General features: G+C 64.1%; 11 protein-coding genes. 6 read left to right on the plus strand and 5 right to left on the minus strand.

Translation table 11 applies throughout. From position 1 onward, the window contains the following. Window positions 1-7: 7 nt before the first annotated feature. Together acnD and prpF are read left to right on the plus strand one after the other, a co-directional pair. Window positions 8-2,626, plus strand: coding sequence for a Fe/S-dependent 2-methylisocitrate dehydratase AcnD (gene acnD / locus AB5Y80_RS12165; protein ID WP_323922294.1), 2,619 nt, complete (start codon window positions 8-10; stop codon window positions 2,624-2,626). A gap of 157 nt (window positions 2,627-2,783) precedes the next feature. Continuing rightward, window positions 2,784-3,983: a 2-methylaconitate cis-trans isomerase PrpF gene (gene prpF / locus AB5Y80_RS12170; RefSeq protein WP_323943401.1), complete on the plus strand. Its 1,200-nt coding sequence runs from the start codon at window positions 2,784-2,786 to the stop codon at window positions 3,981-3,983. A gap of 104 nt (window positions 3,984-4,087) precedes the next feature. Here prpF and AB5Y80_RS12175 read toward each other — a convergent pair whose 3' ends face one another. The 3 genes from AB5Y80_RS12175 to AB5Y80_RS12185 form a co-directional block, all read right to left on the minus strand. Then, the gene (locus AB5Y80_RS12175) at window positions 4,088-4,321 is read right to left on the minus strand and encodes a DUF6719 family protein (RefSeq protein WP_319903873.1); all 234 of its coding nucleotides are present in this window, start codon (window positions 4,319-4,321) and stop codon (window positions 4,088-4,090) included. A gap of 162 nt (window positions 4,322-4,483) precedes the next feature. Continuing rightward, window positions 4,484-5,530, minus strand: a complete 1,047-nt coding sequence (locus AB5Y80_RS12180) for an alpha/beta hydrolase (protein WP_368172983.1) — start codon at window positions 5,528-5,530, stop codon at window positions 4,484-4,486. A gap of 97 nt (window positions 5,531-5,627) precedes the next feature. Next, on the minus strand, window positions 5,628-7,784 hold the full coding sequence (locus AB5Y80_RS12185; RefSeq protein ID WP_368172984.1) for a TonB-dependent siderophore receptor: 2,157 nt from the start codon (window positions 7,782-7,784) through the stop codon (window positions 5,628-5,630). A 130-nt stretch (window positions 7,785-7,914) separates the two neighbouring features. On the opposite strand from AB5Y80_RS12185, the gene AB5Y80_RS12190 reads away from it, so the two are divergent. From AB5Y80_RS12190 to AB5Y80_RS12205, 4 genes are all read left to right on the plus strand, one after another. After that, window positions 7,915-8,859, plus strand: coding sequence for a helix-turn-helix transcriptional regulator (locus AB5Y80_RS12190; protein ID WP_368172985.1), 945 nt, complete (start codon window positions 7,915-7,917; stop codon window positions 8,857-8,859). A 163-nt stretch (window positions 8,860-9,022) separates the two neighbouring features. Further along, entirely contained in the window at window positions 9,023-9,679 is a 657-nt protein-coding gene (locus AB5Y80_RS12195) for a Bax inhibitor-1/YccA family protein (protein ID WP_010675134.1), read from the plus strand. 264 nt (window positions 9,680-9,943) lie between these two features. Next, a complete protein-coding gene (yccS, locus tag AB5Y80_RS12200; protein ID WP_368172986.1) occupies window positions 9,944-12,085 on the plus strand; it encodes a YccS family putative transporter in 2,142 nt (713 codons plus the stop codon). Window positions 12,086-12,207: 122 nt separating this feature from the next. Beyond that, complete coding sequence (locus AB5Y80_RS12205; RefSeq protein WP_039038798.1) at window positions 12,208-12,552, plus strand: TusE/DsrC/DsvC family sulfur relay protein; 345 nt, start codon at window positions 12,208-12,210, stop codon at window positions 12,550-12,552. Between the two features lie 105 nt (window positions 12,553-12,657). Here AB5Y80_RS12205 and dedD read toward each other — a convergent pair whose 3' ends face one another. Together dedD and folC are read right to left on the minus strand one after the other, a co-directional pair. Then, window positions 12,658-13,461: a cell division protein DedD gene (dedD, locus tag AB5Y80_RS12210; RefSeq protein ID WP_029314728.1), complete on the minus strand. Its 804-nt coding sequence runs from the start codon at window positions 13,459-13,461 to the stop codon at window positions 12,658-12,660. Window positions 13,462-13,640: 179 nt separating this feature from the next. After that, a complete protein-coding gene (gene folC, locus AB5Y80_RS12215) occupies window positions 13,641-14,900 on the minus strand; it encodes a bifunctional tetrahydrofolate synthase/dihydrofolate synthase (protein WP_368172987.1) in 1,260 nt (419 codons plus the stop codon). Between the last annotated feature and the right edge of the window lies 1 nt (window position 14,901).

Below are 14,901 nucleotides of genomic sequence, written 5' to 3' on the forward strand. Positions count from 1 at the left end.
GCAAGTGATGATAAACACTCAATACCGCAAGCCCCTGCCCGGCACGGCACTCGACTACTTCGACGCCAGGGAGGCGGTCAACGCCATCGCCCCCGGCGCCTGGGATAGGCTCTCCTACACCGCCCGCGTCCACGCCGAGAACCTGGTTCGCAAATGCGATCCGGCCATCCTCGGCGAGTGCCTCGGCCAGATAGTGCACAACAAGCGCGATCGCGACTTTCCCTGGTTCCCGGCGCGGGTGGTGTGCCACGACATCCTGGGGCAGACCGCCCTGGTGGATCTGGCGGGCCTTCGCGACGCCATCGCCGAGCAGGGGGGAGATCCCGCCCAGGTGAACCCTGTGGTGCCGGTGCAGCTCATCGTCGACCATTCCCTGGCCGTTGAATGTGGCGGCTTCGACCCCCAGGCGTTCGAGAAGAACCGCGCCATCGAGGATCGCCGCAACGAGGATCGCTTCCACTTCATCGACTGGACCAAGCAGGCGTTCAAGAACATCGAGGTGATCCCGCCAGGCAACGGCATCATGCACCAGATCAACCTGGAGAAGATGTCCCCTGTTATCCACGCCGATCGCGGCCTCGCCTACCCGGACACCTGCGTCGGTACCGACAGCCACACCCCCCACGTGGATGCCCTCGGCGTCATCGCGGTGGGGGTGGGCGGGCTGGAAGCCGAGAACGTGATGCTGGGGCGCGCCTCCTGGATGCGGCTGCCTTCGATCGTCGGCGTGGAGCTCTCCGGCAAGCCGCAACCCGGCATCACCGCCACGGACCTGGTGCTGTCGCTCACCGAATTCCTGCGCCAGCAGAAGGTAGTCGGCGCCTACCTGGAGTTTCGTGGCGAGGGCGCCGCCGCCCTCACCCTCGGCGATCGGGCCACCATCTCCAACATGGCACCGGAGTATGGTGCTACCGCGGCCATGTTCTTCATCGACCAGCAGACCCTCGACTACCTCAAGCTCACCGGCCGTGACGACGAGCAGGTCAGGCTGGTGGAAACCTATGCCAGGGAGGCCGGTCTCTGGGCCGATGCCCTGGCGGGCGCCCAGTACGAGCGGGTGCTGCACTTTGACTTGTCCACCGTGGTGCGCACCCTGGCCGGCCCCTCCAACCCCCATCGCCGCCTGCCGGTCTCCGCCCTGGCGGAGCGCGGAATCGCGGTGGATCTGGACAAGGCTCGCGCCCAGGAAGCGGACGGCCTCTTGCCCGATGGCGCCGTGATCATCGCCGCCATCACCAGTTGCACCAACACCAGCAACCCGCGCAACGTGATTGCCGCTGGCCTGCTGGCCCGCAACGCCAACAAACTCGGTCTGGTGCGCAAGCCCTGGGTCAAGTCGTCGCTCGCGCCCGGCTCCAAGACAGTCGCCTTGTATCTGAAAGAGGCGGGACTGGATGAGGAGCTGGAGCAACTCGGCTTCGGCGTGGTGGCCTTCGCCTGCACCACCTGCAACGGCATGTCCGGCGCGCTGGATCCCGCCATCCAGCAGGAGATCATCGATCGCGACCTCTACGCCACGGCGGTGCTGTCGGGCAACCGCAACTTCGACGGCCGCATCCACCCCTACGCCAAGCAGGCGTTCCTCGCCTCCCCGCCCCTGGTGGTGGCCTACGCCATCGCCGGCACCATCCGCTTCGACATCGAGAAGGATGTGCTGGGGGTGGTGAACGGCAAGGAAATTCGCCTCAAAGACATCTGGCCGAGCGACGAGGAGATCGACGCCGTGGTGCGCGCGGCGGTGAAACCGGCGCAGTTCCGTCAGGTCTACATCCCCATGTTCACCATAGAGGAAGACCTGGGCCCGAAAGTGGCGCCCCTGTATGACTGGCGCCCCCAGAGCACCTATATCCGCCGCCCGCCCTACTGGGAAGGTGCCTTGGCGGGCGAGCGCACCCTCAAGGGGATGCGGCCGCTGGCGCTGCTGCCGGACAACATCACCACAGACCACCTCTCCCCCTCCAACGCCATACTGCGCAGCAGCGCGGCGGGGGAATACCTGCACAAGATGGGCCTGCCGGAGGAGGACTTCAACTCCTATGCGACCCACCGCGGCGATCACCTGACCGCCCAGCGCGCCACCTTCGCCAACCCCCAGTTGGTCAACGAGATGGCGGTGGTCAACGGGGCGGTGAAGAAGGGATCCTTGGCCCGGGTCGAGCCGGAAGGCCGGGTCATGCGGATGTGGGAAGCCATCGAAACCTACATGGCGCGCAAGCAGCCGCTCATCATCGTCGCTGGCGCCGACTACGGTCAGGGCTCGTCTCGGGACTGGGCGGCCAAGGGGGTACGGCTGGCCGGGGTGGAGGTGATAGCGGCGGAAGGCTTCGAGCGCATTCACCGTACCAACCTCATCGGCATGGGGGTGCTGCCGCTGGAGTTCAAACCGGGCACCAGCCGCCTCACCCTGGGGCTGGATGGCACCGAGACCTATGACGTGAAAGGGACCCGCACCCCGCGCGCCGATCTCGTGCTCGTGGTGACTCGTCGCAACGGTGAAGTGGTCGAGGTGCCCATGACCTGCCGCCTCGACACCGCCGAGGAGGTCTCGGTCTACGAGGCGGGCGGCGTGCTGCAGCGCTTCGCACAGGATTTCCTGGCGTCGGCTGCGCAAAAGGCCGCAAGCTAAATCGCAACCCCGCTCCGCCCCTTTGAAAAAGGGGAAGGCATAAGGCACCCTCTCCCTTTGAGAGAGGGTTGGGGTGAGGGGAAATCCCCCTCATCCGCCCTTCGGGCACCTTCTCCCAGAGGGAGCAGGATCCATGACTCTTTTCAGGACACTCTCTATGGCCCACATACCACAAGTAAAAATCCCGGCCACCTACCTTCGTGGCGGCACCAGCAAGGGGGTCTTCTTTCGCTTATCTGACCTGCCCGAGCGCTGCCAGCAGCCGGGCCCGGCACGGGATGCCTTCTTCCTGCGGGTCATCGGCAGCCCCGACCCCTACGGCGCCCACATGGACGGCATGGGGGGGGCCACCTCCTCCACAGCCAAGTGCGTGATCCTCTCCAAAAGCCTGCAACCCGATCACGATGTGGACTACCTCTACGGCCAGGTCGCCATCGACAAGGCATTCGTGGACTGGAGCGGCAACTGCGGCAACCTCTCCACCGGCGCCGGGGCCTTCGCCATCCACGCCGGCCTGGTGGACCCGTCCCGCATCCCGGAGAGCGGCACCTGCGAGGTGCGGATCTGGCAGGCCAATATCGGCAAGACCATCCTCGCCCACGTGCCGGTGACGGGCGGCCAGGTGCAGGAGACCGGCGACTTCGAGCTGGACGGGGTGACCTTCCCCGCCGCCGAGATCGTACTGGAGTTTCTCGACCCGTCCGACGAGGGTGAAGACGGCGGCGCCCTCTTCCCCACCGGCAATCTGGTGGACGATCTGGAGGTGCCCGCATCTGTTGTAAAGAGCGGCGTGCTGAAAGCCACCCTGATCAGCGCCGGTATTCCCACTGTGTTCGTCAACGCCGAGGACATCGGTTATGAGGGAACCGAACTGCGCGAGGCGATCAACACAGATCCGCAAGCGCTCGCCCGTTTCGAGGCGATCCGGGTTGCCGGTGCCCTGCGCATGGGGCTCATCAAGCGCCCCGAAGAGGCGGCCACTCGCCAGCACACCCCGAAAATTGCCTTCGTCGCACCCGCCAAGGATTACCGCACTGCCAGCGGCAAGGAGATTATTGCCGGCGAGATCGATCTGCTGGTGCGGGCCCTCTCCATGGGCAAGCTGCACCACGCCATGATGGGCACCTGCGCCGTGGCCATCGGCACGGCGGCGGCCATTCCCGGCACCCTCGTCAATCTGGCCGCCGGGGGCGGCGAGCGCGAAGCGGTGCGCTTTGGTCACCCCTCCGGCACCCTGAGAGTCGGAGCCCAGGCAGAGCAGGTAGCGGGACAGTGGACGGTCACCAAAGCGGTGATGTCCCGCTCCGCCCGCATCCTGATGGAAGGCTGGGTGCGGGTCCCTGGAGATGCCTTCTAGCCCGCTGCGGCATCACACCGACCAGGCCAGCCAGACGAAAAGAGCCCCAAGGCGACTGCCTCAGGGCTCTTTTTTGGATGTTTCAGGCTGTGAAAATCACATCATCATTGCGGTCTTGCCACACACTCCACCTTTCTTGGCACATTGTGCTTCGCGTCCCCGCCGATGAGCCGCTTGACCTGCCCGGGTGGGCAGCGACCGTCATCCACATAGGCGGTCTCCCCAAGGGGCAGCCTGCCTGGGGGCGGATCCTGACTCAGATAGGTGACGGGAATGGGCGCAGGCGCAAACCCACTGCACCCCGACATCAGGAGTACGCCGCACCACAGAGCCAGCATGCCTCCCCTCTTTCCTGCAACCGCCATCGCTCACTCCCTGCCTCTGTCGGGGCACCGACCCGGCGCCCCTCGTTTCGGCAGTCTACCCAGGGATGGCGCCGGACCGACACCCGTCTCCGGCGCCGTTGTGACGATTCCAGACACAGGCAAAAATATCGGCTTTCACGGCTTCGCCCCGTAGTAGTGGGCCAGCAGGGCATCGGCCTCGTCCACGGAGATCGCCATCTGCGGCCAGCGCGCGGCCTTCTCCCTGATGTCCCGCAGGCTCCCCAGCTCCGGGCGCAGTGCGCTGCCGAGGTGGCGGTTCAGGGCATCAAAGCGGGCGATCACCCCCTGTCGGCTGAAGTGACCGGGCGCCAGATCCAGCCGATAGCCCTGAAACAGCCACTGGAGTCCCTGATAGACGGCGGGGTGGTAGACGCTGTGGTGATCCTCCTCCTCGAAGTAGCGGCTGGTGACGTGCAGATTTGGGCCGGGCGCGGCCACCACCTGCCGGGCAAACTGCTGCAGGCGATCCCGGTGAAACGCCGAGCGCCCGAATCCCGGGGTGAAGAGGTTGTTGGCCACCGCCATAAACAGCGAGGAGGCGTGCCTGAGCGGCCCGGTCAACTCCGACGCGATGCGCTCGTAATTGCGGGGATAGTCGAACCAGAGGCTGGCGTCGATGGCGATCACCCCCTGGAACTGGCCGCCGTCTTGCGCCTGGGCATCGAGCGCCAGCAGGCCGCCGAGGGAGTGGCCCACCAGCAGGGCCGGCGCCCGGGTCCGAAACCTCTCCTCGATGAGGGGGCGCAGCTCCTCACTCAGATAGCGCAGGAATCGGGGCCCGCCCCCCGTCACGGCATAGCCGGGCCCCGCCGGTGACCCATTGGGCAAGGTCATGGTGTGGCTCGGGGTGTAATCCCGCATCCGGTCGGTGTTGTGGACCGCGACGATGATGAGGGGGGGAATCGCCGGATTGAGCCCGGCCCGCAGGGCCCGGGTGATGCCGACAACCTCCAGCAGACTCTTCTCCCCGTCGAGCAGATAGAGCACGGGGAACCGAGCCCCGGGCTCGCGTTCATATTCCTGGGGCAGGGAGACGCTGTATTGCCGCGTCTCCCCCAGCAGGGCCGAATGGTGGGTGAAGCGCTGGGCGTAGTGGAGCATGTCTGCCTGGGCAGAAGAGAGTGTGATCATGGTGAGCAGCAGGATGATGAGTCTTGTCATTGGATGAACCAGGATTGTGTCGCCAGCCTTGGGGATCCCCCGTAGGGCGGCGCACAGAGACGACAACAGGGCCCGCAGGCCCTGCTGTCGTCGGTCGTTACAGCTTGTAGGTGAAGCCTGCCATCAGGTTCGCCGGCTCGCCGTACATGTTGAAGGTGCTGGTGGAGCCGACCCGGTAGAAGTACTCCCGGTCGAGCAGGTTGTAGAGGTTCAGGGTCGCCTGCATCCTGTCGTTGATCTCGTAACGCACCGCCGCATCGAACAGGGCATAGCCCCCCTGATGGGTCTCAACTCCCTTCTGGTTGAAGCCGTAGTCGCTCACCGCCGTCATCCCGGCCCCGAGGTGCAGCCCCTGCACCCAGTCGGCCAGGTGGTAGTCGGTCCAGAGGGAGAGGACGTGACGGGGGATGGTGTCGAATTTCGGGTTGTGATCCCCGGCCTTCTCCTCGATGTCGGTGAAGGTATAGCCGGCCATCACCATCCAGTTCTGGCTGAGATAGCCGCTCGCCTCCAGCTCCACCCCTTGCGTCTCCACCTTGCCGGTGGCCCAGTAGGTGTTGGTGATGGCAATGCCCTGATCGTCGTAGGCCTGGGCCGCGATGTTGTCGTCCTTCATCAGGAAGAGGGTCGCCCGGGTGTTGAGCAGGCCGTCACGCAGCGAGGACTTGATGCCGGTTTCCCACTGGCTGCCCTCCCGGGGCTTGAGCAGGTTGCCGCTCTCGTCCTGGCTGGTCTGGGGCTTGAACACCTTGGAGTAGCTGGCATACCAGGCGTGTTCGTCGCTCAGGTCATAGACGGCCCCCGCGTAGGGGGTGAGCTTGCCGTTGAACGCACTGGACTCGCCGCTCTGGGCTCCGGAACTCAGGGTCGTGCTGACGGCATCCAGATCGTACCAGGAGACGCGGGCCCCGGTGATCACCGAGAGCGGCTCCATCAGCCGCCAGGTCACCTTGCCATACAGACCGAGCTCCGACTGCTCCTCATGATCATTCTTGGTGTAGCTGTAGTCCGGCTTGGCGACCCGGGTCGGGTCGAAATCGAACACATTGATCTTGCCGAGGTTGCGGTTGGTGTAGGTCTGGATGTCCGACTCGTAGCGCTTGTAGTCGGAGCCCAGCACAAACTCGCTCTTGTGCCCCAACAGATCGAACATCTGGCTGTAGTTGGCATCGAAGGCCATGTTCTTCTGCTGGTTCCCCTGGCCGTTGAACATCAGCCCGGTGTTGCCCGCCGCGTCCACGGGGCCGTTGGTGAAGGTCTGCTCCAGCCGCATGTCGTGATCCATGTAGCGGGCCGAGACCTGACCCACCCCGCCGTTGGCAAAGGCGTGTTGCAGCGAGGCCCCCACATCCGTGGTGTCGGCGTCGAAGAAGTCTTCAGCCGACCCCAGGTAGGTGCTGCGGCCGATGTCGAGCAGGGAGCCGTCCTTGTACGCCGGCAGGCCGTTGGTGGGCAGGATGTCCTTGGTCTGGTGCAGGGCGTAGACGGAGAGCCGGGTGCGATCCGAGAGATCGAACTCCAGGGTGCCGTAGTAGGTACCGTTGTCGTTGTTGTTGTAGTCCACCTGGTTCTTGATGTCGGCGTTGGCCACCACGACGCGGCCGCGCAGGGAACCCTCGTCGTTGAGTGCGCCCCCCATGTCCGCCTCCAGGTAATGCCTGTCCCAGCTGCCATAGCGCGCCGTGACCGAGCCCTTGAAGGCGTCGGTCGGACGCTTGAGCACCATGTTGATCACGCCCCCCAGCTCGCTGGTGCTGTTGAAGAGGCCGGAGGGGCCCCGCATGATCTCCACCCGATCCACCGCCGCCAGCGACGGCAGGGTGCCGTACTTGCTCTGCATGGGCGATGGCAGGCCGTTGAGGTTCACTTCGTCGTACTCATAGCCACGGGAGAAGATGGAGGAGCGACCGCTGTCGTTGACTAGGGTACGCAGACCCGGCGTGAACTTGGCCAGATCGTCCACCGCCACAAAGTTGCGCTCCTCGATGTAGTCGTTGGTCAACACGGTGATCGACTGGGGGATGTCTTTGAGGGCCGCCGGCGTCTTGGTGCCGACGGTGGCCGAGTCGACCCCATAGCCTCCCGTCTCCTCCGACGGCGACATCCCGTAGAGTGGATTGCCATAGACGACCAGGGTTTCGTCCGGCTTGATGTCCGGTGTGTGTGCCCCTGCCGGGGCGGCAACGGTGACGGCCAGAGCGGCAGAGATGGCCAGAGCCAGCGGGCTTCGCGCTTTATCCTTCAAGACAACCATAGTAAGAGTGACCCCAAGATAGAGATGATAATCATTTTCATTTAATTTTCCGGGGGCTAATATATCACTCCATCTTCCGCCGCAGTTTTGCGGTGTGGTCATTTCACTCTTCGACATGGTCAAATTGCACATGACTGACACAGTGGCAAGGGACACCAGCGCACGCCAGCGGGGGCGCTTCACCGGCAGGGTGGAGAACCTGGTGATCCAGGAGGGTCTTCGCTTTCACAACAAGGACATCGTTCACAAGGCAGACTTCGCCACCGAGCGGGAGTTGCCGCCGCAGTTGATCATCGCCATTCCCCTCGAGAGCCGGGCCCTGATGACCTATGGCGCCACTCACAGGCTCAAGGGGTGCCGCTTTCACGAGTCCGACCCCATAGTGGCAACCGCCATCCTCTATACCGAGCCCGACATCGTGCAGGGGGCGGCCAAAGCCCAGGTGCGCAGCCGCAGCATCGTCCTCTCCCTGGACCACACCTGGCTCGCCCACAACCTGGCACAGGCGCATCGCAAGGCTTTCGCACAGACCTTCAGCCACCATCTGAGCCGCGTCGACTGGACCCTGCCCGCTGCCCTTGGACAGATTGCGGAAGCGCTCAATCTCACCAGCAGCCAGAACGCCTCCGAGATGCTGATGCGCAAGGCCTTTGCCCTCAGTGTCTGGGAGAGCCTGATGACCAACCTCCAGCAGGCCGCCTCCCCCTGCTGCCAGCGCCAGAACGAGCAACCGACGCGCCTCAAGATGCTGCTCAGGGATGAAAAAGTGGACGAGATGACCCTGACCGAGATCGCGGCCACCCTCGGCATGAGCGTCTCCACCTTGCAGCGAGCCGCAAAAAAAGAGCTGGGCATGAGCCTGCAGCGCTACCTTCGCCAGCGAAAGCTGCAAGAAGCGCGGGCCAGGCTGGAGGCGCGCAGCCTCTCTCTGCAAGGCGCCGCCGCCCACGCCGGCTATGACCATGTGGCCAATTTCATCACGGCGTTTAGAAAGCAGTTCGGCTTCTCGCCGACGCGGATCGCCAGACAGGGTAAAGAGCAGGAGCAGGAGCAGGCGCCCTCTGCAACGCCTTGAGCCTCCTTGTTCATGCGCAATACATCTTTGCTCTGGGATAGTAGGCACCACGCAGGTGGGGTGGCGCTTGAAATCAGCGCTCGTCATCCACACATTCAGTGCATACAATGCGTTAACGAAGCACAACTGGTCGCTTCACCCCGGAAATCAAGAGGACATCAAGATGGATACCCGTTCTATCTACACTGGCACCCAGGGTGCCGTGCGCGACACCAACAAGGTGCTGCGCAACACCTACATGCTGCTCTCCCTCACTCTTGGCTTCTCAGCCGTGGTAGCCGGGGTAGCGACCGTCATGAACATGCCGCCCCTGCACTGGGCCGTGTTCCTCATCGGTGTCTACGGTCTGATGTTCCTGACCGAGAAGAACCGTGACAACGGCATGGGGCTGGTGTTTACCTTCGCCCTGACCGGCCTGCTGGGCTATAGCCTCGGCCCCATCATCAACATGTACATGAACAATGGCGGCGGCGAGATCGTGATGACGGCGCTGGGCGGTACTGCGCTCACCTTCTTCGGCCTGTCTGCCTATGCCCTGACCACCAAGCGGGACCTCTCCTTCCTCGGCGGCATGCTGTTCGTCGGGTTCTGGGTACTGCTGGTAGCCATGGTCGCCAACATCTTCCTGCAGATGAGCGCCCTGAGCCTGGCCCTGTCCGCCATGTTCATGCTCTTCTCCTCCGGCGCCATCCTGCTGACCACCCAGCAGATCGTGCGCGGCGGCGAGACCAACTACATCTCTGCCACCGTCACCCTGTATGTCTCCATCTACAACATCTTCCTGAGCCTGTTGAGCCTGCTTGGCGGCAACCGCAACTGATGGATGCTTGATATGCACAAGACCCCGCTTCGGCGGGGTTTTTATTGGCGCCCATTTCTGTCAGGATAAGTTGCAAATCAAGGATATGAAGCGAAGTGGCCCTGATCCAAATCAGGGCCGTTTCGTTGCCGACGGGTTATGCTGTCGCTTTCGTTTCGCTCAAGGGTTGCCTTCATCCCATGCCCATGGACTTCTCAGGTTTATTGCGCCGTCTGCTGACCGACAGCCACATCGATTTCACCTCGTTCAAGGGTGGTGCCTAGCATGCCGATGGATTTCTCCGGCCTGCTGCGCCGGCTGCTGACAGACAGCCACATCTATTTCGCTCTCAAGGTCCTGCTCGCCATCGCGGGGCTGCTCGCCTTCGCGCTGGCTACCGGTGACATCCAGCTCACCGTGCTGCTCTCCCTCGGGGTGGTGGCCGGCGCCATCGCCGAGACCGACGACAGCCTCTGGGGCCGGGTCAAGAACCTCGCCATGACCCTGCTCTGCTTCCTGTTTGCCTCATTGTGCGTGCAGTATCTCTTCCCCACCCCCTGGCTCTTTGCCATCGGGCTCGCGGGCTCCACCTTCCTCTTCGTGATGGTGGGGGCCCTCGGCCAACGCTACGCCACCATCAGCTTTGGCTCCCTGCTGATTGCCATCTACACCATGCTGGGGGCCGCCAAGGCGCCGGATCTCTTCTATCAGCCGCTGGCCCTGTGCGCCGGGGCCCTCTGGTACGGCCTGGTGTCCCTGGTCTGGCTCTGGCTGCTGCCCTACAAGACCCTGCACGAGCAACTGGCCCAGAGTTACTTCGCCCTCGCCCGCTACTTGCAGGAGAAATCCCGCTTCTTCCCGGCCGACGAACACGGCGCCCAGGCCATCCGCCACAATCTGGCCCAGCTCAACATCAACCTGGTCAATGCCCTGAACCAGGCCAAGACGGCGCTCAATGCCCGTCTTCATGCCCCCGGCCGCCACGGGGTTGCCCCCGAGCTCGCGGGCCTGCTGCGCCTCTACCTGCTTGCCCTGGAGATCCAGGAGCGGGCCACCTCCAGCCACTACCCCTACAGCAAGCTGGAAGCGGAGCTCAAGCAGGGCATCGTCCTCGACGGCTTCCAAGAAGTGCTGTCACAGCTTGCCGACGCCTGTCAGCAGCTCGGCTACGCCATCCTGGTGCACAAGCCCTACACCCACCACAAACGCATTCACTGGACCCTGGAGGCCCTCGGCGATCAGCTGGAGTTCACCCACCTCAAGCAGCACTACCCCAAGACCCTGCTGACACCGATGAAGTTCCTGCGTCGCAACCTGGCCAGCATCAACCAGTTGCTGCAAAGCGCCGAAGAGCTGCAAAACCCCGCAGCCCCCCCCACCAGCCTGCCTCCCCTGGCACGGCCGGTCGCCCTGTCCCTGCTGGCATTGCTCAGGCAGCACCTCACCCCTAACTCCATGGTGTTTCGCCATGCCCTGCGGCTCTCCCTCGGGCTGGTCGTGGGCTATGGCATTCTGCAAGCGTTTCACCTGGACAAGGGGTACTGGATCCTGCTCACCGTATTGTTCGTCTGCCAGCCGAGCTACAGCGCCACCCGCCGTCGTCTGGTGCAGCGGATGCTCGGCACCTTTGCCGGTATCCTCATCGGCGTGCCCGTGCTCTGGTTCTTCCCCGAGCTGCACCTGCAACTGGGGATCATGGGGCTGGCCGCCTTCCTGTTTTTCACCCAGGTGCGCAGCAACTACAGCGCCGCCGTCTGCTTCATCACCCTCTACGTGCTGATGGCGTTCAACCTGCTGGATGGCATCGGCTTCGCCATCCTGGGACCACGCCTGCTCGATACCCTGCTCGGCTGCCTGCTCTCCTACGCCCTGGTGGCCTGGCTCTGGCCCGACTGGCAATACAAGCGGTTGCCGACCCTTATCGCCAACTCCCTGTCCGCTAATGCGAAGTACCTCTCGGCGGTACTCGCCAGCCTGCATCGCCAACGGGATGAATCCCTGGACTACCGGGTGGCCCGCAAGTGTGCCCACCTCGCCGACAGCGAGCTGGCCATGGCCTGGCAGAGCATGCTGGTGGAGCCGAGCAAGCGCCGCCGCTTCCTGGATCTCTGCTTTACCCTCACCTGGCGCAACCATGCCCTGCTCTCCTATATCTCGGCGCTCGGGGCCCATCGCGACAAACTCGAGCCCATCGAGGGGCTGGAGGAGATAAGCCGCCACATCAGCCAGACCCTGGAGCAGGCCGCCGGTCACTTGGCGGGGCAGATGCCGACGCCGCTCGCGGGAGCCTGTCCAACCATCGCTCCGGAGAGCAGCGAGGAGCAGCTGATGCTGAGCCAGCAGCTCTCCCTCATCAGCCAGTTGGCAGACGAGCTGTTGGTGCTGGCCAACGACGGCCAGTTGCTGACAGGTCAGGGGCGAACCTAGCCGGACATAGCCGCCGGGCCAGTCCCACCCGAGGCAGGAGCCAAGCGCCGCCCCGGTTGCCGGACGGGACGCAAGGCGCTACCATGCCCGCCCCATTGAGATAGCCTTTTCGAGGAAGCGTCATGTCCGAGCCACATCATTTGCAGTTCAACGGCCAACTCATCGAGACCGATGCCCAAGGCTATCTGCGCCACAGCGAGCAATGGAGCGAGGCGCTGGCCTTGGTGCTGGCCGAGAAAGAGGGGATAGTGCTGGAGGATCCCCACTGGGAAGTGGTGCGTTTCGTACGGGCCTTCTATCTGGAGTTCAACACTTCCCCCGCCATCCGCGCCCTGGTCAAGGCGATGGAAAAGCAGTACGGCCCGGAGAAGGGCAACAGCCGCTACCTCTACAAGTTGTTCCCGGAAGGCCCCGCCAAGCAGGCCACCAAGATCGCAGGCCTCCCCAAGCCGGTGAAGTGCATCTAGGCCTCCTCGGCAGCCCGATAGCCACACAGCCTCCCCCGTGTTGGACACAAAAAAAGACCGCGCCCATGTTGCCATGAGGCGCGGTCTTTTCATTTCATCGTCCTGTCAGGGGTTGTAGGCCACCACGGAGCCGCTCAAGCCCGTCATCTGGCTGATCCGGCTCTGCATGCCCTGCAACTTGGCCTTGGAGACATCCGGCCCGATAAAGACCCGGTTGATCTGCCCCTGCACCGGGGTTCTCGGCGACGTCTGGGCCGAGTAGCCCGCCGCCCTCAGCTTGCTCACCAAGGCATTGACGCTGTCTGCATTCTTGAAGGCGCCAAGCTGCAGGATCCAGCTCCCCTGAGCCGGGGCTGCTGCCGGTGCCGTAGTCGGCTGGGCCATCTTGCTCGCGATAAGATCATCCATGGTCTTGATCTGGCCCGCCTGTGGCTTGGCCTCCACCGGTTTTTGCACCTCTACCGGCTTGGTTGGCACCGGCTTGGGTTTGGGCTGCTCCACCGGTTTCTTGGCGATCACTTCCGGCTTGGGCTCGGGTTTGGGCTGGGGCTTGGGTTGCGCCACGGCCTGTACCGGCTGCTGCTGGGTGATGGGAGCCTGACTGGCTCCCGCTGGATTGGCTCCCCCCTGATTGGCCAGGGTCACGGTATCGCCAATCTCCTCTACCTGCCACTGGGTCGCGGCAGAGGCCTGCTGCTGACTCGCCAGATGCTCGGCCGGCAGGGTGCTCGCCGCCGAGACCTGAAGCGCAGGCTTGGCGGGCTCCAGCTCCGGACGCAGGGGGATCTTGGCGAAGGCCTCGTCCTTCTGCTCCAGCTTGTTGCCGTCCATCAGGTCCGGCAGAAAGATGACCACCAGGGCGACCAGGATGACGGTCCCCACCAATCTGTTTTGAAACTTCGAAGCCAAGTTAATTTCCACCCATGTTACTTAGGATCCATTGCAATCTTGCACACTTCGCAAAGAACGCCTCCCCTCACGCCGGCTGGCGAAGCCGGGTCCCTCGCCACCCACTTGGCCTGAAAGGGGATTATCCAGTGCAAAACCCGGCCCGTCGTCACGTTGACGGAGCCAGGGGAGCGAACGGCTCAGACCGAGCCCAGAGCCAGCACGTCGGCGACAGTGTAAAACGAGCCGAACACAATGACCATATCGTCAGGACTCGATGCGGCCAAGGCGGCGCCGTAGGCATCCCCCACGCTGGCAAAGGTGAGCGCCGCGCCCCGGCCGCGGCCAAGGGCCGTCGCCAACTGGTCGGCCGTGGCCGCGCGCGGGCCGTGGAGGCTTGCCAGGAACCACTCGTCAATCAGACCGTCAAGCTCGGCCAGCGACCCCGCCATGTCCTTGTCCTTGAGCATGCCAACCACGGCGCGGCGCTTGCCCTTGCCGGGGCGCTGACGCAGCTGGCTGGCGAGATAGGCCGCAGAGTGGGGATTGTGGGCCACGTCGACGATGACCAGCGGCGAGGTTTGCAACTGCTGCATCCGGCCAGCCAGGCGGGCATTGGCCAGGCCGTCGCGGATGGCGGACTCCGCCAATGGCAGACCGAGGGACTCCAGGGCCGCCAGCACGGTGACCGCATTCATCAGCGGCAGGGCCGGTTTGGGCAATCCCGACCAGTGGTGCAGGCCGTGATAATCCCAGTCGCCTTCATGCTCGTCACCACGAAAATCGATGCCGACCTGACGCAGGCAGGCGCCAAGGCGCGCCGCTTCGCTTGCGATGGTCGACGGCGGATTGGGCTCCCCGCTGATGGCGGGTTTATCTTTGCGATAGACGCCGGCTTTCTCCACCGCCACCGCCTCCCGGGTATCCCCGAGCCAGTCGCAGTGATCCAGGGCAATGGAGGTGATCAGGGCGACGTCCGATTCCACCACATTGGTGGCATCGAGCCGCCCCCCCAACCCCACTTCCAGCAAGAGCACATCGGGCGCGGCGCGGCGAAACAGCCACAGACCTGCCAGGGTGGCGAACTCGAAGAAGGTGAGGGCGATGTCGCCCCGGGCGGCTTCCACCTCGGCAAAGGCCGCGCAGTGATCGCCATCGGCCAGCTCCTGGCCATTGACGCGCACCCGCTCGGTAAAGCGCAGCAGGTGGGGGGAGGAGTAGACACCGACCCGGTAGCCGGCGGCCATCAGGATGCTGGCCGCCATGGCGCAGGAGGAGCCCTTGCCGTTGGTGCCCGCCACCGTGATCACTTTGAATGGCAGTTCGGTGAGGCCCATGCGGCGGGCAACCGTGCCGACCCGCTCCAGCCCCATGTCGATGTTGGCCGGGTGGATCTGCTCCAAATAAGAAAGCCAGTCGACCAGCGACCGGCTTTGGGATTGTTGCATGTGTGAACTCATC

The organism is Aeromonas sp. R2-1 (assembly GCF_040908425.1).
Taxonomy (GTDB): domain Bacteria; phylum Pseudomonadota; class Gammaproteobacteria; order Enterobacterales; family Aeromonadaceae; genus Aeromonas; species Aeromonas caviae.